Source organism: Kosakonia sp. Marseille-Q7440 (assembly GCF_965119485.1).
Genome location: NZ_CBCPLT010000001.1, coordinates 1,820,653 through 1,841,600, shown reverse-complemented (window position 1 = coordinate 1,841,600; position 20,948 = coordinate 1,820,653). Strand labels below are relative to the sequence as shown.

Annotated in this window: 15 protein-coding genes, 2 tRNA genes and 1 pseudogene; 10 read left to right on the top strand and 8 right to left on the bottom strand. The window is 57.8% G+C overall.

Annotation, left to right across the window (positions count from 1 at the left end):
• The first annotated feature begins 21 nt into the window (after window positions 1-21).
• From nemA to rnt, 3 genes are all read left to right on the top strand, one after another.
• The gene (nemA, locus tag ACWPW2_RS08490) at window positions 22-1,116 is read left to right on the top strand and encodes an alkene reductase (RefSeq protein ID WP_023481761.1); all 1,095 of its coding nucleotides are present in this window, start codon (window positions 22-24) and stop codon (window positions 1,114-1,116) included.
• 95 nt (window positions 1,117-1,211) lie between these two features.
• Window positions 1,212-1,619 carry a lactoylglutathione lyase gene (gloA, locus tag ACWPW2_RS08485; protein ID WP_023481879.1) on the top strand — a complete coding sequence of 136 codons (408 nt, stop codon included), beginning with the start codon at window positions 1,212-1,214 and terminating at the stop codon, window positions 1,617-1,619.
• A gap of 91 nt (window positions 1,620-1,710) precedes the next feature.
• A complete protein-coding gene (rnt, locus tag ACWPW2_RS08480) occupies window positions 1,711-2,367 on the top strand; it encodes a ribonuclease T (RefSeq protein WP_023481488.1) in 657 nt (218 codons plus the stop codon).
• Window positions 2,368-2,396: 29 nt separating this feature from the next.
• Here rnt and ACWPW2_RS08475 read toward each other — a convergent pair whose 3' ends face one another.
• The 3 genes from ACWPW2_RS08475 to ACWPW2_RS08465 form a co-directional block, all read right to left on the bottom strand.
• Window positions 2,397-2,792, bottom strand: a complete 396-nt coding sequence (locus ACWPW2_RS08475) for an omptin family outer membrane protease (protein WP_454122407.1) — start codon at window positions 2,790-2,792, stop codon at window positions 2,397-2,399.
• A gap of 31 nt (window positions 2,793-2,823) precedes the next feature.
• Window positions 2,824-3,342, bottom strand: coding sequence for an omptin family outer membrane protease (locus ACWPW2_RS08470; RefSeq protein ID WP_454122405.1), 519 nt, complete (start codon window positions 3,340-3,342; stop codon window positions 2,824-2,826).
• Between the two features lie 227 nt (window positions 3,343-3,569).
• A complete protein-coding gene (locus tag ACWPW2_RS08465) occupies window positions 3,570-3,914 on the bottom strand; it encodes a Grx4 family monothiol glutaredoxin (RefSeq protein ID WP_023481856.1) in 345 nt (114 codons plus the stop codon).
• Between the two features lie 333 nt (window positions 3,915-4,247).
• On the opposite strand from ACWPW2_RS08465, the gene ACWPW2_RS08460 reads away from it, so the two are divergent.
• On the top strand, window positions 4,248-5,093 hold the full coding sequence (locus tag ACWPW2_RS08460; RefSeq protein ID WP_023481630.1) for a C40 family peptidase: 846 nt from the start codon (window positions 4,248-4,250) through the stop codon (window positions 5,091-5,093).
• A gap of 44 nt (window positions 5,094-5,137) precedes the next feature.
• Here the strand turns inward: ACWPW2_RS08460 and ACWPW2_RS08455 are convergent, their stop codons facing one another.
• Window positions 5,138-6,307: an MFS transporter gene (locus ACWPW2_RS08455; RefSeq protein WP_312118858.1), complete on the bottom strand. Its 1,170-nt coding sequence runs from the start codon at window positions 6,305-6,307 to the stop codon at window positions 5,138-5,140.
• Window positions 6,308-6,473: 166 nt separating this feature from the next.
• Window positions 6,474-6,563, bottom strand: a complete 90-nt coding sequence (cydH, locus tag ACWPW2_RS08450) for a cytochrome bd-I oxidase subunit CydH (RefSeq protein ID WP_094192965.1) — start codon at window positions 6,561-6,563, stop codon at window positions 6,474-6,476.
• Between the two features lie 297 nt (window positions 6,564-6,860).
• On the opposite strand from cydH, the gene purR reads away from it, so the two are divergent.
• Entirely contained in the window at window positions 6,861-7,886 is a 1,026-nt protein-coding gene (gene purR, locus ACWPW2_RS08445; RefSeq protein WP_023481848.1) for an HTH-type transcriptional repressor PurR, read from the top strand.
• Here purR and punR read toward each other — a convergent pair.
• Window positions 7,883-8,816, bottom strand: a pseudogene (punR, locus tag ACWPW2_RS08440) (DNA-binding transcriptional activator PunR). The gene purR and the pseudogene punR sit on opposite strands and share 4 nt — an antisense overlap.
• Window positions 8,817-8,928: 112 nt before the next feature.
• Here punR and punC point away from each other — a divergent pair.
• Both punC and cfa read left to right on the top strand, forming a co-directional pair.
• A complete protein-coding gene (gene punC, locus ACWPW2_RS08435; RefSeq protein WP_454122401.1) occupies window positions 8,929-10,125 on the top strand; it encodes a purine nucleoside transporter PunC in 1,197 nt (398 codons plus the stop codon).
• A gap of 297 nt (window positions 10,126-10,422) precedes the next feature.
• The gene (cfa, locus tag ACWPW2_RS08430; protein ID WP_454122399.1) at window positions 10,423-11,571 is read left to right on the top strand and encodes a cyclopropane fatty acyl phospholipid synthase; all 1,149 of its coding nucleotides are present in this window, start codon (window positions 10,423-10,425) and stop codon (window positions 11,569-11,571) included.
• Window positions 11,572-11,639: 68 nt separating this feature from the next.
• Here cfa and ACWPW2_RS08425 read toward each other — a convergent pair whose 3' ends face one another.
• A complete protein-coding gene (locus ACWPW2_RS08425) occupies window positions 11,640-12,278 on the bottom strand; it encodes a riboflavin synthase (RefSeq protein ID WP_023481404.1) in 639 nt (212 codons plus the stop codon).
• 268 nt (window positions 12,279-12,546) lie between these two features.
• Here ACWPW2_RS08425 and mdtK point away from each other — a divergent pair, with 268 nt between their 5' ends.
• The 3 genes from mdtK to ACWPW2_RS08410 all read left to right on the top strand — a co-directional run bounded on the left by mdtK (window position 12,547) and on the right by ACWPW2_RS08410 (window position 14,236).
• Entirely contained in the window at window positions 12,547-13,920 is a 1,374-nt protein-coding gene (gene mdtK, locus ACWPW2_RS08420) for an MdtK family multidrug efflux MATE transporter (RefSeq protein ID WP_454122397.1), read from the top strand.
• Window positions 13,921-14,070: 150 nt separating this feature from the next.
• Window positions 14,071-14,147, top strand: a tRNA-Val gene (locus ACWPW2_RS08415).
• Between the two features lie 12 nt (window positions 14,148-14,159).
• A tRNA-Val gene (locus tag ACWPW2_RS08410) sits at window positions 14,160-14,236 on the top strand.
• A 163-nt stretch (window positions 14,237-14,399) separates the two neighbouring features.
• Here the strand turns inward: ACWPW2_RS08410 and ACWPW2_RS08405 are convergent.
• Entirely contained in the window at window positions 14,400-20,930 is a 6,531-nt protein-coding gene (locus ACWPW2_RS08405) for an AIDA repeat-containing protein (protein WP_454122395.1), read from the bottom strand.
• Window positions 20,931-20,948: the final 18 nt, after the last annotated feature.

The following is a 20,948-nucleotide window of genomic DNA, read 5'->3' as shown; positions in this document are numbered from 1 at the left end:
CGGTCTATTCAGGAGTTGTTTATGTCCAGTAAATTATTTACGCCGTTGAAAGTCGGTGCCATTACCGTACCGAACCGCGTGTTGATGGCGCCCCTGACGCGCCTGCGCAGTATTGAACCGGGCGATGTTCCGACGCCGCTGATGGCCGAGTACTACCGCCAGCGCGCCAGCGCCGGGCTTATCATCAGTGAAGCGACGCAAATCTCCGCCCAGGCCAAAGGCTATGCGGGTGCGCCGGGTCTGCACAGCGACGAGCAGATTGCCGCATGGAAAAAGATCACCGATGCAGTCCATGCCGATGATGGCCGCATTGCGGTTCAGCTGTGGCACACCGGCCGTATCTCTCACAGCAGCTTACAGCCGGGCGGTGCCGCACCGGTTGCGCCGTCTGCGATAAGCGCAGGTACCCGTACCTCGCTGCGTGATGAAAACGGCAACGCCACCCGTGAAGATACCTCCATGCCGCGCGCGCTGGAGACCGATGAGATCCCGGGCATCGTTAATGATTTCCGCCAGGCCGTCGCCAATGCGCGCGAAGCTGGTTTTGATCTGGTTGAGCTGCACTCTGCCCACGGTTACCTGCTGCACCAGTTCCTTTCACCTTCAGCTAACCAGCGTACCGACCAGTATGGCGGCAGCGTTGAAAACCGTGCGCGCCTGGTGCTGGAAGTGATTGACGCGGTGTGTGAAGAGTGGAGCGCCGATCGCATCGGTATTCGCGTCTCGCCAATCGGCTCTTTCCAGAACACCGACAACGGCCCGAACGAAGAAGCTGACGCGCTCTATCTGATTGAAGAGCTGGGTAAACGCGGTATCGCTTACCTGCACATGTCCGAGCCGGACTGGGCGGGCGGTGAGCCCTACAGCGAAACGTTCCGTGAAAAAGTGCGTGCGCGCTTCCACGGCCCGATTATCGGCGCTGGCGCATACAGCGTTGAGAAAGCGGAAGACCTGATCAACAAGGGGCTGATCGATGCCGTGGCGTTTGGCCGCGCCTATATCGCCAACCCGGATCTGGTAAAACGCCTGCAGCTGAAAGCGGAACTCAACCCGCAGCGCCCGGAAAGCTTCTATGGCGGCGGCGCGGAAGGTTACACCGACTACCCTTCTCTCTGAGAAGCGGATTGAGATTTGATAGCGGCCCGGATCGGCCGCTATACTAAAACCGTGTTTCGAACCGGAACGTTAACGCATTCATAAAAGAGGATATTATGCGCTTACTTCACACCATGCTGCGCGTCGGCGACCTGCAACGCTCAATCAATTTCTACACCAACGTGCTGGGCATGAAACTGCTGCGCACCAGCGAAAACCCGGAGTACAAATATTCGCTGGCTTTTGTCGGTTACGGTGATGAGAGCGAAGAAGCGGTGATTGAGCTGACCTACAACTGGGGTGTCGACAGCTATGAGCTGGGCACGGCGTATGGTCACATCGCGCTGAGCGTAGAAAACGCGGCGGAGTCCTGCGAAGCGATCCGCAAAAACGGCGGCAACGTCACCCGTGAAGCTGGCCCGGTTAAAGGCGGCACCACGGTTATCGCCTTCGTTGAAGATCCGGACGGTTACAAAATCGAACTGATTGAAGAGAAAGACGCCGGACGCGGTCTGGGTCACTGATCCCCCCGGGCGCGCAATGCGCCCGCTGTTTTACATCTTTCCGTAAAATTTGCCATAATGCGCTGCCCTTTTTTCCTATCAAGAGATCCTGATGTCCGATAATGCTCAACTGACTGCTCTGTGCGACCGTTTTCGCGGTTTTTACCCTGTGGTAATCGATGTTGAAACCGCCGGGTTTAACGCCAAAACCGACGCCCTGCTGGAAGTCGCCGCCGTTACGTTAAAAATGGATGAGCAAGGCTGGCTGATGCCTGACAGCACCCTGCACTTTCACGTTGAGCCATTCGAAGGAGCTAATTTACAACCAGAAGCGCTGGCGTTTAATGGGATCGACCCGACGAACCCGCTGCGCGGCGCGGTGAGCGAATATGACGCCCTGCACGCCATTTTTAAACTGGTGCGCAAAGGGATGAAAGAGCAGAACTGCAACCGTGCGATCATGGTGGCGCACAACGCGACCTTCGATCACAGCTTTATGATGGCCGCCGCCGAGCGCGCGGCGATGAAACGCAATCCGTTTCACCCCTTTGTGACCTTTGATACCGCGTCATTAAGCGGGCTGGCACTGGGTCAGACCGTGCTCTCTAAAGCCTGCGCGGCTGCCGGTATCGACTTTGACGCTACCCAGGCGCACTCGGCCTTATATGACACGGAGCAGACCGCACGGCTGTTTTGTGAAATCGTTAACCGCTGGAAGCGGCTTGGCGGCTGGCCGCTGCCGACGCCAGAAGTCGATTCAGAAGCCTGAAAAAAACCGGTCTGTTGACCGGTTTTTTATTAAAAGTGGTAGACCAGCCCGGCGGTGGTGAGCAGCGCGGAGTGTTCTATCCCGGCGCTATCCTTGAAAGAGGCGCGCGCATAGGTACCGTCCCTGGAGAAGATGGCGGTATTGGTCCCTTTTTTGTTTAACGTGCGATCCCACGTGCTTTCCAGATAGAGCTTTACCTGCTGCGTGACGTAATAGCCGACGTTAGCCGAAAGGGAAAAGCTATGCTGGTGCCGGGTAGTATCCCTGAAGGTGATGCTGCGTAAGTAGTGCTGGTCTGTCGCTTGCGCTCTTACCCAGCGGCTATATTTCAGACTGGTTCCTGCTTCAACATTGCCATAGCGATAACGACCGGTCAGGCCAACATAGGGTATGTTGAAACGCTGTGAATATCCGAGAACTTTCACATCATCGAAACGGCCAACCTTTGCGCCATTATTACGGCTGAACGTGCCGCCGTGCGCCGTGCGCCGTGAAGCTGGTTCGGCTTTGCCGATAACCGCCCATCACGCCAAGTCGCCAGTCAGGCTGGTGAACGAGCCAGCCCGTCAGATGGAGATCCCACTGGTTAGCGAAATTGAGCCACGTATGAGGGTGAGAGCTATGGTCGATCCATCGGGTTTGCGATGCCTGCTGCCAGTCGTAATCATCCATCTTGCTGCCACTGTGCGCGACAGTTGTCCATCCGGACGCACCGACAGTGAGCCATGACTGCACCGGCCACTCGATAGAGCCCTGCACCACGACAGCGTGACGATAGCGCCAGTCTAGCTGGCTGACTTTGCGTCCGCCCTCATCGGTATCGTAGACCCGCTCCTTCGCCGTTCCGCTCAGGGTGCCCAGTGAGAGAGTGGTCACCACATCTTCCCTGCTTGCCAGCGGCTGCTGCTGAGCCGTTACTGAAAAAGCAAAGAGAAGCGTCATCAACGTAATTATCTTGTCTATTTTTTTCATCATTCATCCTGAATTAAGGCAATCCTGTTCACAGCTTGTCATCAGAAAAAGCATGCCTGGGTTTATCAAAATTCTTAAAATAGGATAATTAACAATGGGTTACACTTAAATCCGCACAGTAATACCCAATAATTTTGGTTAAGTCAACACGCCGTGAGCAGGTGACAGGCAATAAAAAAGGGCTCATGTCGAAACATGAGCCCTTTCCAGGCAGAGCCAATAACTGCGGGTTATTCGGCGTCCGGTACGCCTTTATATTTAGCGGCAGCCTCTTTGATCAGCGGCTGCAATTCGCCACGCTGATACATTTCGATAATGATATCGCAGCCGCCAACCAGCTCACCCTCAACCCATAGCTGCGGGAAGGTTGGCCAGTTTGCGTATTTTGGCAGTTCGGCACGGATATCCGGGTTTTGCAGAATATCCACATAGGCAAAACGCTCGCCGCATGCAGAGAGCGCCTGTACCGCCTGGGCGGAGAAACCGCAGCTTGGCAGTTTCGGCGAGCCTTTCATGTACAGCAGAATCGGGTTCTCAGCGATCTGGCGCTGAATTTTCTCAAGAGTCTCACTCATTGTCTTTGCTTCCTTCAACTTCTTCTACGGCAGAGATCGAACATTGTAGCGGGTCAGGCTGGCTTCGGAAAATAACATTTTATTCAGCGCGCGGATTTAAGGTGTTACAGGCACGATAAGGTAAAGGTGACTTAAGCCAACCCGGCGCGGTTCAGGCGGCGGAAAATCCGTTTTTAGCGAAACGTTTTGCTCGTTTTTTTGCGCTTGTTAACGAAACGACGCTATAGATGCAAAAACAGTATTAACGTTTGGGCTTTTTATAGATTAGAATCGACGAGTTTTTTAAATCATACGCAAGCATTATAGATGCCTGCCCTAACAGGGGATTGCTCAGTGGCGCGGATACCAAAAGCTTCAATCACGCTCTGTGCTTTGTTGTTCACCACGTTGTCTTTCACGCCATTAGCGAGCGCTTCTGAACAAGCGCCAGCCTCGGCCGTGCAAAAAACACATCTGGCGAAAGCATCCGAACGTAAGAAAAAAAACAGTTCTACAAAAACAGCAAAGAAAAGCAGTGGCACTCCAGCAGAAAAAGCCAGCAGTAAAAAAACCGCAAAAACCAAAACGTCGACCAAATCGATAAAAAAGAAAAACAGCGCTACCCCGCAGAAAACCGCTAAAACTCCCTCGCGTCGTAAAGCATCCAGTTCACAGAAAACCGCAACCGTTAGCTGGACTGAGAAGTGTACGCCGCGCAAAGGCCACAAGCCGCACTGTATTAAAGTGAAAAGCAGCCAGGCGGGCACGCTGGCAGACGTGCATAAACTGCGCGTGCAAAAAGTGCAAAAAACCGCGATGTCGAAGCTGATGAACCAGCTTGGCAAACCCTACCACTGGGGCGGTACCTCGCCGAAAACCGGTTTTGATTGCAGCGGGCTAGTCTATTACGCCTATAAGGATCTGGTGAAATTCCGTATTCCGCGTACCGCCAATGAGATGTATCACCTGCGTGATGCCTCACCGGTTAACCTGCGTGAACTGGAGAGCGGCGATCTGGTCTTCTTCCGCACCCAGGGCCGCGGCACCGCCGATCACGTTGGCGTCTACGTTGGCAACGGCAAATTTATCCAGTCACCGCGCAGCGGCCAGGATATTCAGGTCACTTCATTAAGCGAAGATTACTGGCAGCGCCACTATGTTGGTGCGCGCCGCGTGGTCACGCCGAAAACCATTCGCTAATCCCCTCTCCCACCTGCCGCTCGCGCGGCAGGTGTTACTTCGCCTTACTCCGCTGCCGCGCAGACGCGCGACGCTGAATCACGCCCGGAGAAGAGCACCAGCAGCAGCCCCAGCCCGGCAATAATCGCCCCCATCACCGGAACGAAGCTGTAGCCGAGGCCGCCGGAGATCACCGCCCCGCCTGCCGCCGCGCCAAGGGCATTACCGAGGTTGAAGGCGCCAATATTGACCGATGACGACAGCCCCGGTGCTTCATGGGCAACACGCATCACGCGCATCTGCAACGGCGGCACTACCGCGAAGGTTGCCGCGCCCCACACCACCATGGCGATCGCCGCACCGATCTCACTGCGCGCCAGCAGCGGGATAGCCAGCATGATGGCAATCAGCAGCAGTAAAAAGCCTTTCAGCGTGCCGGTTACCGAGCGGTCCGCCAGTTTCCCACCCAAAAAGTTACCAATCGAGAAACCAACGCCAATCAGCACCAGCATGGCGGTGACAAACACCGGCGTGGCATCCGTCAGCGTGCGCAACACCGGTGAGATGTAGGTATAGAGGGTAAACATTGCCCCGGCACCGAGCACGGTGGTCAGCAGCGCCGTCAGCACCTGCGGGCGCATCAGTACCGCCAGTTCGTTGCGCACGTTGGGTCGCGCGCCCGCGCCGCCTTTCGGTAATGAGAAGAAGAGCGAGACCATGGAGATCACCCCAAGCCCGGCGGTTGCCATAAAGGACATGCGCCAGCCGATGGTCTCCCCAAGCCAGGTGGCGGCGGGCACACCGCCGATATTGGCGATAGTCAGCCCCATAAACATCGTCGCCACCGCGCTGGCCTGCTTCTCTTTCGCGACAACGCTTGCGGCAACGACCGAGCCAAGGCCGAAGAACGCGCCGTGATTAAGGCTGGTGATAATACGGGCGATCATCAGGGTGGCGTAATCCGGCGCAATGGCAGAGAGCACATTGCCGACGGTGAAAATAGCCATTAAGAAAATCAGCGCATTACGACGACCGCGATGGGAAAGCAGCAGCGTCATCAGCGGCGCACCCACCATAACGCCAATGGCGTAGGCGCTGATCAGCATCCCCGCCGCCGGAATAGAGACCCCAACGCCCTGCGCAATCACCGGCAGTAACCCCATCGGCGAAAACTCAGTGGTGCCAATGCCAAAGGCACCAATTGCCAGCGCAAGCAGGGGGAAATTTATTTTCATCTTTTGACTCCGAAATGGACATGCCGACCCTCTACCGGGTCGCGAAAGGCAAAAGTATGACAGGTGTCACAAAAAACAGAAGTGAGCGTACGGAGAAAAGTTTATTGCGCAACGGGTAACAATGGGGACGCAAGAACCGAGGGAGAGGGCTCTCCCTCGCATCAGATCAATGCAGTGCAGCGGTCAGCGCGCCGAAAACGATCAGGCTCAGAACGATGACGGTGGTGAAGAGTGAATACTTAAGATCGGTGCTCATCAATTTTTCTCCATTTAATTTCCCCACAAAAAGTGAGCCTGCGCATTTTTGCACAAATTATCTGAAAAATCTTGCGCGAATTGGCAGCAGAACCGTTTTAATACTTCCCCTTTTGCTCAAGATCAGACAAAATTCGACGCTAAATTTATTAGCGTACCGGCCATTGACTCCCCTCCTGACGTCCAGTGTCGTTTTCCCGGCGTACCGCACTCACTTTGATGGGTTCAGGGTGATTAAAGGCAAACGTTTACCTCAAGAATTATCAGGAGCTTACGATATGGTCTGGAGTAATATCTGATGGCAACGATTAAAGATGTCGCGAAACGAGCAAACGTTTCCACTACAACCGTATCACATGTAATTAACAAAACCCGTTTTGTCGCCGAAGAGACGCGCAACGCCGTCTGGGCGGCAATCAAAGAGCTGCACTATTCGCCAAGCGCCGTCGCGCGCAGCCTGAAAGTGAATCACACCAAATCGATTGGTCTGCTGGCAACCAGCAGTGAAGCGGCCTACTTTGCCGAGATCATCGAAGCGGTTGAGAAGAAGTGTTTCCAGAAGGGTTACACGCTGATCCTCGGCAACGCCTGGAACAGCCAGGAGAAGCAGCGCGCCTATCTGTCGATGATGGCGCAAAAGCGTGTCGATGGCCTGCTGGTGATGTGCTCTGAGTACCCGGAAACCGTGCTCACCATGCTTGAGGAGTATCGCCATATTCCGATGGTGGTGATGGACTGGGGCGAATCGAAGGCGGACTTCACCGATTCGGTGATCGATAACGCCTTCCAGGGCGGCTATATGGCCGGCCGTTACCTGATCGAGCGCGGCCATCGCGATATCGGCGTAATCCCGGGTCCGCTGGAGCGCAACACCGGCGCAGGCCGTCTTGCCGGTTTTATGAAGGCGATGAACGAGGCGATGATCAACGTGCCGGAGAACTGGATTGTGCAGGGCGACTTTGAGCCGGAGTCCGGCTACCGCGCCATGCAGCAGATCCTCGGCCAGTCCTCGCGCCCCACCGCGGTCTTCTGCGGCGGCGACATTATGGCAATGGGCGCACTCTGCGCCGCCGATGAGATGGGGTTGCGCGTGCCGCAGGATATCTCCGTCATTGGCTATGACAACGTGCGCAACTCGCGCTTCTTTACCCCGGCCTTGACGACGATTCATCAGCCGAAAGACTCGCTGGGCGAAACGGCATTCACCATGCTGCTCGATCGCATTGTGAATAAGCGTGAACAGTCGCAGTCGATTGAGGTGCATCCGCGCCTGGTGGAGCGCCGCTCGGTGGCCGATGGCCCCTTCCGCGATTACCGCCGTTAATCCCCTCCCGCGGGAGCCTTACTCCGGCTCCCGCAGCCACTCCTTATTCAACGTTTCGCTGTCCCCCAAGTAATCGAGCAGCCAGTTCAGTGCAGGTGACGCCTCGTTTTGTTGCCATGTCAGGCAGCAGGCGGCATCCGGAAACGGGTTTTCCAGTTCAAGCGCCACCCAGTCACCGCTATCGAGCCTCGGGCGGGCAAAATGGGCTGGCACCATCCCCACACAAAGCCCCGCCGACAGGCACGCTTCCGACGAGGCCCAGTCAGGCACCATCACCCTTTTCTGGTTATCCAGCAGCCAGGTAATACGCTTTGGCAAAGAGCGGGAGGTATCCTCCTGAATCAGCGACGGCCAGTTGCGCAACGTCTCATCGCTTAACGGACCGTCGAGCTGCGCCAGCGGATGCTGACGTGAGACGACACACTTCCAGCTCAAAGTGCCCATATCGCGAAAAGCATAGCGCCCCCCGACGGGGATCGCCTGCGTAGCGCCAATCGCCAGTTCAACACGGCCATCGGCGAGCGCATCCCAGACGCCGTTGAACACCTCCTGGTAGACAACCAGCTCGACATCGCTGAAGTGACGGTAGAAATCGACGATCATCTGCCGGGTGCGCGCGGGTTTCACAATGTTATCGACAGCAATCGGCAACTGGCCGCGCCAGCCATTGGCGATCTGCTGACACTGCTGGCGGGTGATCAGCATTTTTTTGATAACAGATCGCCCCTCCTTTAAAAACCAGACCCCGGCGGGGGTGAGTTCCACATCGCGGTGGCGGCGCATAAACAGCGGCACCGCCAGCCACTCCTCCAGCTGGCGCACGGTGTAGCTCACCGCCGAAGGCACGCGGTGCAACTCCTGCGCCGCGCCGCTAAAGCTGCCGTTACGCGCTACGGCATCCACCACTTCAAGGGAGTATTCTGACCACATATTCTGCCTGCAAAATTTTTGAAACCAATGTGCAAATATTAGCGTTTCACAACCAGGAAAGCACTCCTTACACTTCCCCACCCTGATTACCTGCAATTAAAGAGAAATGAGAATGCAACCTGGCAAAGGATTTTTAGTCTGGCTCGCGGGCTTAAGCGTGCTGGGCTTTTTAGCCACCGACATGTACCTGCCCGCTTTCAGCGCGATTCAGCAAGATTTAAACACCTCTCCCGCCGTGATCAGCGCCTCGCTGAGTCTGTTCCTCGCCGGGTTCGCGGTGGCACAACTGCTGTGGGGGCCGTTGTCGGATCGCTATGGTCGCAAACCGATTCTGCTGATTGGGCTGTCGATTTTCGCCCTGGGCTGTCTTGGCACCCTTTGGGTGCGCGACGCCACCTGGCTGCTGGTGCTGCGTTTCGTGCAGGCCGTCGGCGTCTGTGCCGCTACCGTTAGCTGGCAGGCGCTGGTAACGGATCACTATCCGGCGCACCGCGTTAACCGTATTTTCGCCACCATTATGCCGCTGGTCGGCTTCACCCCGGCGCTGGCCCCGCTGCTCGGTGCCTGGCTGCTGGCCCATATTGAATGGCAGGCAATTTTCGCCACCCTGCTGGCCATCACCGTGGTGTTGATGATCCCGGCTTTCCGCCTCAAATCGCCGGTAAAAAAAGTGGCGCACGACCAGCAGGCGCTCACCTTCCTCGATCTGCTGCGCGCCCGTGATTATCGTGGCAACGTGATGATCTACGCCGCCTGCTCCGCCAGCTTCTTTGCCTGGCTTACCGGCTCGCCGTTTATCCTGCACGAAATGGGCTATGGCCCGTCGGTGATTGGCCTGAGCTATGTGCCGCAGACGTTCGCCTTCCTGATTGGTGGTTACGGCTGTCGCGCAGCGCTGCAAAAATGGCAGGGATCGCGCATGTTACCGTGGTTACTGAGTGGCTACGCCCTGAGCGTGCTGGCGACCTGGGCAGTCGGCTTTATTCCCGGCGTCTCGCTGACCGCGCTGATGATCCCCTTCTGCCTGATGGCGGTGGCGAACGGGGCTATTTACCCTATCGTGGTTGCGCGGGCGCTGCGTCCCTTCCCGCAGGCGACGGGGCGCGCGGCGGCGTTGCAGAATACCCTGCAACTGGGGCTCTGCTTCCTGGCAAGCCTTGTCGTCTCGTGGCTGATCATTACCCCGCTGCTGACCACCACCAGCGTGATGCTCGCCATGGTGCTGCTCGCGGCACTCGGTTATGGCATTCAGCATCGCGCAGGCGAAGAGCAGGATGAGGTGCGTGAGCCCTCCTCCGCGCGCGGGTAGTTGCTGACGGGACTGTCGCTGATGGCGTAATTAGCACGCTATTAGCGACAAGTTGAATCACCTGATATTGAGGCCTATACTAATTTTCGGCTATCTCATAAATACGATAAATATTATGCAGTAACGGGCACCGGAGCGTGCTCGTTTCCCCAAGGAGGGCCTTTTCTGGCAAGGGTCTCTCCCTTCCTCTGTTCTACGTCTGATATCAGCCTCACGGTGCAAACCGTGAGATTTCTCACAAATTCTGCCAGCGTCTACGCTTGTAGAGTTCTGATCGCTATTCGTGATGGAGAAGGTATGAGTTCATCGTGTATAGAAGAAGTGAGCGTGCGGGATGACAACTGGTTCCGTATAGCAAACGAACTGCTGGGCCGCGCAGGTATTCGTATCAACGGCCCCGCTCCCGCAGACATTCGGGTGAAAAATCCTGATTTTTTCAAACGCGTTTTACAGGACGGATCGCTCGGACTCGGCGAAAGTTATATGGACGGCTGGTGGGAGTGCGAACGGCTGGACATCTTCTTTACCCAGGTACTGCGCGCCGGCCTGGAAAAACAGCTTCCACACCATCTCAAAGATACCCTGCGCATTGCCGCCGCCCGGCTCTTCAACCTGCAAAGTAAAAAGCGGGCGTGGATTGTCGGCAAAGAGCACTACGATCTCGGCAACGATCTCTTTACCCGCATGCTCGACCCCGCAATGCAATACTCCTGCGGTTACTGGAAAGAGGCGACTACCCTTGCCGAGGCGCAGCAGGCAAAATTGCGGCTTATTTGTGAAAAATTGCAGTTAACGCCCGGCATGCGCGTGCTGGATATCGGCTGCGGCTGGGGCGGCCTGGCGCAATTTATGGCACAGCACTATGGCGTTCGCGTGGTCGGCGTCACTATTTCGGCAGAGCAGCAGAAAATGGCGCAACAGCGCTGCGCCGGGCTGGATGTGGATATTCTTTTGCAGGACTACCGCGATCTGCGCGATCAGTTTGACCGCATCGTCTCCGTCGGCATGTTTGAACACGTCGGGCCGAAAAACTACGCCACCTACTTTGATGTGGTCGACAAAAACCTGAAGCCGGACGGCCTCTTTTTACTCCACACCATCGGCTCCAGACAGACCGATAACAATGTTGACCCGTGGATCAACCGCTACATCTTCCCGAACGGCTGCCTGCCCTCGGTTCGCCACATCGCCACCGCCAGTGAATCGCACTTTGTGATGGAGGACTGGCACAACTTTGGCGCTGATTATGACCGCACGCTGATGGCCTGGTATGGGCGTTTTCTCGCCGCATGGCCGGAGATCGCCGACAACTACTCCGAACGGTTTAAACGCATGTTCAGCTACTATCTGAATGCCTGCGCCGGGGCGTTTCGCGCCCGCGACATTCAGCTCTGGCAGGTGGTATTTAGCCGCGGCGTCGAGAAAGGTCTGCGCGTCGCGCGTTAATACCGTGTTTGAGTAACAAAAAAGCCGCAACGGGTACGCTGCGGCTTTTTGTTCTCTGCGGCGTCGGATTATTCGACGACGTTTACCACGACAGCGGCCTCTTTTGCCGCCAGTACGCGCTCGACGGTGTCGACAACGGCCTGGGTTTGCGGATCGATCTCAATATTGACGCGCTGGCCCAGCTTTTTGGCACTCAGGGTGGTGCGCTGCAGCGTTTCCGGGATCAGGTGCACGCAAAAACGCGTGGCGGTGACTTCGCCGACCGTCAGGCTGATACCGTCGATGCCGATAAATCCTTTATAAAGGATGTATTTCATCAGCGTCGGATCCTGCACTTTAAACCAGATCTGGCGGTTATTTTCCGAGGCGAGGATTTTGACGATTTCAGCGGTCGACATAATATGGCCCGACATTAAATGTCCGCCAATCTCATCGCTGAATTTCGCCGCGCGCTCAACGTTAACGATATCCCCGACTTCGAGTTCGCCAAGGTTGGTAATACGCAGCGTCTCTTTCATCAAATCGAAGCTGATATGGCTACCGTTAATCTCGGTGACGGTCAGACAGCAGCCGTTATGCGCAATGGACGCCCCGGTTTCAATTCCGTCCAGCATCGTTTCAGGCAGCTCAACAACGTGGGTGCGAAAATTCGGTTTTTCGTCAATCGACACCACTTTTGCCGTGCCCTGTACAATACCCGTAAACATAATCATCACTCCTGTTTCATTCTTACGGCATTACCGTGTGCTTCACGCACAATAACAGGTGAAAAATTCCCTTGCCAGCCTGAAGCCCGCTTTGCGGCGAAAGATAATTTTGATTTATGGATAACGTGGCAAAAAGAGGCGTTAACAGGTACTATTTGAGCAGATGTCGCACCTATCGCAGTGCGGCATTTTTTGTCGCACAAGGATATAACTCCTTTCTCTTAAGTATTTCCATTCTCTCTTATAACAACAATATATAGGTGTTCGCGTGCAGAAGTATGTAACAGAGGCGCGTCAATTACTGGCACTTGCCCTGCCGGTGATTTTTGCGCAAGTTGCCCAGACGGCGATGGGCTTCGTCGATACCGTGATGGCCGGGGGCTATAGCGCCACGGATATGGCTGCGGTCGCCATCGGTACCTCTATCTGGTTTCCCGCGATTCTTTTTGGTCACGGCCTGCTGCTGGCGATGACGCCGGTTATTGCGCAGCTGAATGGTTCCGGACGTCGCGATCGCATTGCCCATCAGGTTAGCCAGGGGTTCTGGCTGGCGGGTGCCGTATCGGTGCTGATTATGATTGTGCTGTGGAACGCCGGTCATATTATTCGCGCCATGCATAACATCGACCCGCTGATGGCCGATAAAGCGGTCCACTTTTTACGCGCGCTGATGTGGGGCGCACCGGGCTACCTCTTCTTCCAGGTGTTGCGCAACCAGTGCGAAGGGCTGGCGCGAACCAAACCCGGCATGGTGATGGGCTTTATCGGCCTGCTGGTCAATATTCCGGTTAACTACGCCTTTATCTATGGCCGTTTCGGTATGCCGGAGCTGGGCGGCGTCGGCTGCGGCGTGGCGACCGCGTCGGTCTACTGGGTGATGTTTATCTTTATGCGCCTCTACGTGAAACACGCCGGTGCCATGCGCGACATTAAACATGCTGCCCGCTTCGCACGACCCGATATGGCAGTGCTGAAACGGCTGACCCAGCTTGGCTTGCCGATTGCGCTGGCGCTCTTTTTCGAAGTGACCCTGTTTGCCGTGGTCGCGCTGCTGGTCTCGCCTCTCGGCATTGTCGATGTTGCCGGGCACCAGATTGCGCTTAACTTCAGTTCACTGATGTTCGTGTTGCCGATGTCGCTGGCGGCGGCGGTCACCATTCGCGTCGGCTTCCGCCTCGGCCAGGGCTCAACGATTGATGCCAAAACCTCGGCGCGTACCGGGTTGATGGTCGGCGTTTGCATGGCGGCTATTACCGCGGTGTTTACGGTGCTGATGCGCGAACAGATCGCCCTGCTCTATAACGACAACCCGGAAGTGGTGGCGCTGGCATCGCATCTGATGATGCTGGCGGCAATCTATCAGATCTCTGATTCGATTCAGGTAATCGGCAGCGGTATCCTGCGTGGCTATAAAGATACGCGCTCGATCTTCTTTATTACCTTTATCGCCTACTGGGTGCTGGGGCTGCCGACTGGCTACATTCTGGCGCTGACGGATCTGGTGGTCGCACCAATGGGTCCGGCAGGTTTCTGGATGGGCTTTATTATTGGCCTCACCTCGGCGGCAGTGTTGATGATGCTGCGCATGCGTCATTTGCAGCGCCAGCCTTCGAGCCGTATTTTGCAGCGCGCGGCACGCTAAACCGCTGTAGCCGCCTGCGGGCGGCTACTTTCAGCGCGTTTTGCTCAGTTGTTCCGCAATCGAGTGAATTCAGTAAGAAATCTGCCATTTTCCGCTTGCCACATCTGCGGGCTGCCGCTAATATTCGTCCCCGTTGTCAACCACAACATTGCGTTCATAGCTCAGTTGGTTAGAGCACCACCTTGACATGGTGGGGGTCGTTGGTTCGAGTCCAATTGAACGCACCATTCTTCTTCAGTGCGTCCGTAGCTCAGTTGGTTAGAGCACCACCTTGACATGGTGGGGGTCGGTGGTTCGAGTCCACTCGGACGCACCATTCGTTGTTACTCTCTGTTTTATCCCCTTTATTTCATCTCAGCTTCAGCATCACCCGCACGCCCTCTGCGCGTTACCGGCCGTGATAAAAACCTCCCAACAGAAATAAGAGATAAAAAAAACCGCACCTTGCGGCGCGGCTTTTCATATTACTGCAAGGCTTATCAGAAGCCGACTTTCAGCGTGATTTGACCGCCGTAGCCCCCGGTACCCGCGTCATCAATGCTGCGGGTATAGCCCGCGCGCACCCCGAGGGTCACGTTGTCGCGGATCTGGCCATCGATGCCGATATCCAGCGCTGCTGCGGTGCCATCCTGATCCGGATTGAACGACGTTTCGCTGCCTGCCACACCCGGCGCGCTGACATTCAGCGTGCCCTTCGAGTCGAAGGTCTGAATAAAGGACGGACGGATAAACCAGCTTACCGGTACCGGTTTGCCACTCTCTTTCAGCGTCGCGTTGTTGCCCAGACGCAGACCGGCACGCACCTGCTGGCTGTGACCATCACCGAACTGGACGTCAGCCACATCATCACTACCATCTTTCAGGTTCACGCCGCGATACTGGTACTGCACCTGCGGTTCCAGCACCAGGCCGCTGCCAATCTCAAACGGCAGACCGGTTTCGAAGGAGCCAACGTAGCCCCAGCCGTGGGTTTTCAGGCCGTCGCCGTCGCGCGGATTAGTGTCGAAGTTGTGGCGAGTACCCTGTGCCACTACGTCCATCCACCAGCCGCTCTCATGCACGCCATTAAGGTAGAGACCGCCGCTGTAAGCGTCATCGCGAACCGTACCGGCTTTCGACTTGTTGTTACGCTGCACGTCGATAGCGGAGAGACCTGCCGCACCGTAGATCCCCGCGGTCCACTCCATGCCCGAGCCTGAGCCCTGCCACAGATCGCTACCGATCTGCAGGAAGGTGTAGCCGCCTTTGCTTTCCGGCGTGTTGCCATTGCTCAGGTCACTGCCGCCGTGATCGTGGCTCAGCTGACCGGCCTGGAAACGGGCCCACATATTGCTGCCGCCTTCGGTCGGGGTACGCGCCGCATAGCGACGGGCATCCAGCGAGCCGAGGAGCGCACTGTCATAATCCATTGCCTGAGCGTAGACGGAGCTGTAGAGGTACATCGCCGAACGGTAGTTCTGCGGGCCGTCTGCGTTACCGCCTGCCTCAGCGGTGGTCAGATACCAGCTCTCGTCGGCGCTGCCCTGTTGCAGGGTGTAGTTATACGCACCCGCCTGCAGGCTGCCGTCAAGACGGAAAGCATCATCGGTGGTGGTCGCGCCGTTAATGGCGTTCACCACCTGAATGCCGTTACCGCTGGTACGTGCCCCAAGGCCGCCCTGGCTGCGAATGGCGATATTGGTGTTACCGGTGGCAGTACCGCCATCCAGTACCAGGCTGTCACTCACTGCGGTATTACCATCAAACAGAGTGTTAAGGGTGATGGTGCCGCCATTGCCCACCAGGTTAGTGACGGTCAGGGTTTTCGGTACAAACGCCCCGGTCGGTGCCTGGTAATCAATGGTGCCGCCCAGCGTCAGGTTGTCGAGCAGGGAGCTGTCAGTCATCAACCAGTTTGAACCCGCGTCAACGGTCAGGTCGGTCGGGTCAATCATCCCGGTCAACGTGGAGCCGTTGCTTAACTGCAAAGAGGTCCCGGCCTGGGCGATGATGTCGGTCACCGCATCCAGCCCGCTGAACACGAGGGTACCGCTCTGCAGGTAGGTGCCGCCCGCCTGATTAAGCGCACCGCTCAGGGTCAGGGTGTTGTTACCCTCTTTATAGAGCGTACCGTTGCCGTTGATCGCCGCGTTAACGGTGCTGGCGCTGTCCTCAGTGGTGATGCGCAGTTCGCCGTCGTTGTTCACATTACCGGCCAGCGTACCACCATCATTGATTTTGGTGACCCCGGTCAGCATGCCGCCCTCGGCGACGCTCAGCGTACCGTTTTCGCTGACCACGGTGTTGTTGGCACTGCCGTCTGCGGCAACCGCCAGCAGACCGCCGCTTTCCAGCAGCAGGCTATCGGCGATCTTATTGGCAATGGAGAAGCTGCCGTTGGCGTTAGTGCCGTTAAGCGTGGTGTCGGTGCCCGCCATCAGCGCTGCGCCGCTGTTGAGATTGATATTGGTGACCGTTGCGCCATCTTCCAGCGCCAGCATGCCGCCGCGTTCAATGGCCGTCAGATCCGCCACGCCCCCGGCGCGAACGAATTGTGCCCCGCCTTTGCTGACGGTGGTGGCGATAGCCTTGCCGCCGAAAGTGACACTCTGGGCGCCGTTTTCGCTAACGGTGGAAGATGCGACAGTGCCGCCCTGGTTAACCACCTGATCGCCAACCACTTTGTTGTCGATGACGATCGCGCCGTCATTGACGTTCTGGATCCCGCCTTCACGGATGATGGTGGAGATCACCGTCCCGCCGCTGTTGACGTTCTGCGTACCGCCACCGTTAATGGTTGTGTTGCTGGCGATGCCGCCGGTCAGCACGTTCTGGATCCCGCCGACGTTGATAACAGCAAAATCTGATGAACCACCGCTATAGATATTCTGCGTGCCTCGCTCGTAGAGCGTGGTGCGTGTTGCCGTACCGCCGCGGTAGACGTTCTGCACGCTGTTTGCGGAGAGATCGGTATCTACCGCGCTGCCGCGCACGTTCTGCTGGCTGTCGTTACCCAACGAGGTGTTGACCGCCGTTCCCCCGGCGGCGATATTCTGCACCGCAAAGTTATCCATCAGGTTATTTTCCGCACGGCCACCGCTGTAGATATTCTGGATGCCGTGACGGTTGCGGGTATCGGTGACCACGGCGCCGTCGTAAATCCCCTGTACCGCATCGTCGTTCAGCACGGTAGAGATGGCTGAACCGCCGCTGTAGATACGCTGTTCTGCACGGGTGATTTCCGAACCGGTGGTAGTGCCGAACACCTCCTGGATACCGCCATCAGTCACGATGGAGACTTCGGCGTTGGCATTTTTGTTGATTACCTGACGCCCGCCGTTTTTCACGATGCTGACAATCGACGTGCCGTCAACCACCTGCAGGCCGCCGTCGACGAAGGTGAAGTCGGTGACGCCGCCAGCGGCAACGTTTTGTCTGCCACCCTCAGAGATAGTGCCGCCGTAGGTGTAACCGCCATCATTAACGTTCTGCACGCCGCCCTTCTCAATACTCGCTTCGAAAGCCTGTCCACCGCTGCCGATATTCTGCGTCCCGCCCAGCACGCGCGCAGCGAAGGATTTCGCGCCGTTATTGACGTGCTGCTCACCGCCGTTCAGCACGGTGGAGATTGCCACCGCCGCGTTGCTGAGGATCTGCTTGCCGCCCGCGTTAATTACGCTCTGGCGCGACCAGCCGTACGGGTCAACAATCTGCTGGCCGCCGTTATTGATCACCGCATCGAACGACTGGCCGTCGACGCGCTGGACGCCGCCGCTGTTAACCAGCGTGCCGCGAGCCTGGCCGCCTTTGGTGACCAGCTGTACCCCGCCGTCGCTGATGCTGGTACCGGAAGCCGTACCCTGAACCAGCTGCGTACCGCCGCCAAACACCGTGCCGTCTGAAGCCGCGCCACCGGCTGAAACGTGCTGCACGCCGCCGTTTTTGACGATTGAACCGGCAGCGAGGCCGCCGTTGTTGACGATCTGCTGACCGCCGTCGTTAACGACCGACGAGATGGCGGTGCCATCTACGCTCTGCACGCCGCCGTTGTTAATGTGGGTATCGGTAGTTTTACCGCTCGTCTGCACGATCTGCTGACCGCCATCGCTCAGGCTGGTGCCGGATGCCGTGCCCGCAACCACCTGTTTGCCGCCGCCAAATACCGTGCCGTCGGAAGCCGCGCCGCCAACATTGATGTGCTGCAAACCGCCGCTGTGCACCGTGGTGCCTGCCGCCAGACCGCCCCGGTTCACCAGTTGCGTACCGCCGTCGCGCACGACCGATGAGGTAGCGTTACCGTCGACGCTCTGCACACCGCCATTGTTGATTTGGGTATTGGTGGTTTTACCGCTCGCCTGCACAATCTGCTGACCGCCATCGCTGACGCTGGTGCCGGAAGCCGTACCCGCCACCAGCTGTTTGCCGCCGCCGAAGATCGTGCCGTCAGAGGCCGCGCCGCCGACATTAATGTGTTGCAGGCCACCGCTGTTAACGATGGAGCCCGCGGCAAGCCCGCCGCTGTTAACCAGCTGCACGCCGCCGTTGTTGACGACGGCTGAGGTCGCCGAGCCGTCAACGCGCTGCAAACCGCCGCTGTTAATAAGCGATCCCGTGGCACTACCGCCCACCTGTACGTGCTGGATGCCGCCGTCGCCGATGACCGTATCACCCGCCAGCCCGGCAACCTGCTGCGTTCCGCCCAGCAGAGTCGTTTTTGAAGCCGCACCGTTGGCACGCACAATCTGCACGCCATCTTTATCAACGCGGGTATCGTTCGCGTGACCGCCGCTGCGGATCAGCTGTTTACCGCCGCTGTAGACGGTGGTGCCGTTCGCCGTGCCGTCAACATCCTGGAAACCGCCGTCATAGATTTTGCTGTCGGTGGTTTTGCCGGTCACATGAACCTGCTGCACGCCGCCTGCATCGACACGGGTGTTGGAAGCTGTCCCTTCAACAACCTGGGTACCGCCAAACAGCAGCGCATCCGACGCTGCACCGCCTTCGTTAATATGTTGCAGACCGCCGCTGTTCACTTGCGAACCGCTGGCCAGCGCGCCGGAGTGGATCAGCTGTACGCCGCCGTCGTTGACTACGGCAGCAATGGCCGCGCCGTCTACCGCCTGGGTGCCGCCGCTGTTAATGATGGTGTCGGTGGCTTTACCGGTGGCCTGCACCAGCTGATGACCGCCGTTATTGATGCTGGTTCCGGACGCCGTCCCGGCAACAACCTGCTTGCCGCCGCCAAACACCGTGGTGTCGGACGCCGCTCCGCCTTCATTAATGTGCTGCAGACCACCACTGTTTACGGTCGCGCTCTTCGCCAGACCGCCGTTATTGACCAGTTGGGTGCCGCCGTCATAGATAACCGAGGAGGTGGCCGTGCCATCCACGCGCTGCAGGCCGCCGTCGTTGATAAGCGATCCCGTCGCGCTGCCGCCCACCTGCACGTGCTGTACGCCGCCCGCACCGATAATGGTGTCTGCCGCCACGCCCGCCAGTTGCTGAATACCGCCCAGCAGCGTGGTGGCAACGGTTGAACCGCCCGCAAGCACGCTCTGGATGCCGCCAGTGTTGATCACCGCGCTGGTCGCGCTGCCGCCGCTGCGCACTTTTTGCAGGCCGCCGTCGTTCACCTCTGCCGAGAGCGAAACGCCGTCAACATCCTGTTCACCGCCCGCGTTAACCACCGCATCTTTGCTCATGCCGCTGGCGTGGATCTGCTGCAAACCGCGGTTATTGATGACGGTACCGGAGGCCATGCCTTCCACCAGTTGGGTGCCGCCGAGTAGAGTGGCGTCGGATGCCGCACCGCCTACGCTGATATGCTGTAGCCCGCCGGTGTTGACCACGCCGCCGGTCGCCAGACCGCCGCGGTTAACCAACTGCGTACCGCCCGCGTTGACCACGGAGTCGATCGCCTGGCCGTCAACGGTCTGGGTGCCGCGATTGTTGATGATGGTTCCGGTGGATTTACCGGTCTCCTGAACTAACTGCGCACCGCCGTCGCTGACGCTGGTGCCGGATGCGGTGCCCGAAAGAACCTGGGTGCCGCCGCCAAACACGACGCCGTCGGAAGCTGCGCCGCCCTGTTTGATATGCTGGATACCGCCGCTGTTGACGGTGGTGCCCGCCGCCAGACCGCCGCTATGCACCAGTTGGGTACCGCCGCCGTTGACCACCGCAGAGATCGCGGTGCCGTCAACGGTCTGGGTGCCGCGATTATTGACGATAGTGCCAATAGCTTTACCGGTTTGCTGAACCAGCTGCGCGCCGCCGTCGTTGAGATGGGCACCGGATACCGTGCCAGCGACGATCTGGTTGCCGCCGCCAAAGATAGCGGTGTCGGCTGCGGAACCCCCGACGTTAACGTGCTGGATGCCGCCGCTGTTGACCGTCGCATCCTGGGAGAAACCGCCGTTGTTGATAAGCTGCGTGCCGCCAGCGTTGACCACGCCCTCGACCGATTTACCGCTAACGGCCTGTACGCCGCCGTTGTTAATCACTGTCTGGCTTGCCAGCCCGCTTTGCAGCACGGTTTGCACGCCGCCTGCACCAACCACGGTGCCGCTCGCCTTACCGGAGACCGCCTGCGTGCCGCCGCTGTTAAGCTGCGAGCCGATTGCCGTGCCGTCCACTTCCACAATCTGTACACCGTTAGTAACAACGGTCCCGCTGGTCTGGCCGTTCTGGCGCACAATCTGCGAACCACCATCCTGCACGCGGGTGTCAACGGTCTGACCGCCCGCCACGATCTGGGTGCCACGGTTGCCGATAGTATGGTTAGTGGTTAATCCGCCGGTGCGCACATTCTGTACGCCCTCCTGCACTACCTCATCCCGCACCGAATCGGTGACATCGGGGGTGAATGCCATTGCCCCGCTGCTGGCGAACAGACCGCCTACCGCCGCTGAGATTAATACCGCGCCACCTGCGCGCTTGCCTTTTGCCCGTGTCAGTTCTGAAACCACCACGAACGCCCGCTGAACGTCATTCCACACCAGCCGGTAACTGCAGTTAAGACTTTTCTTCATTTCAATGTCCTCGAAACT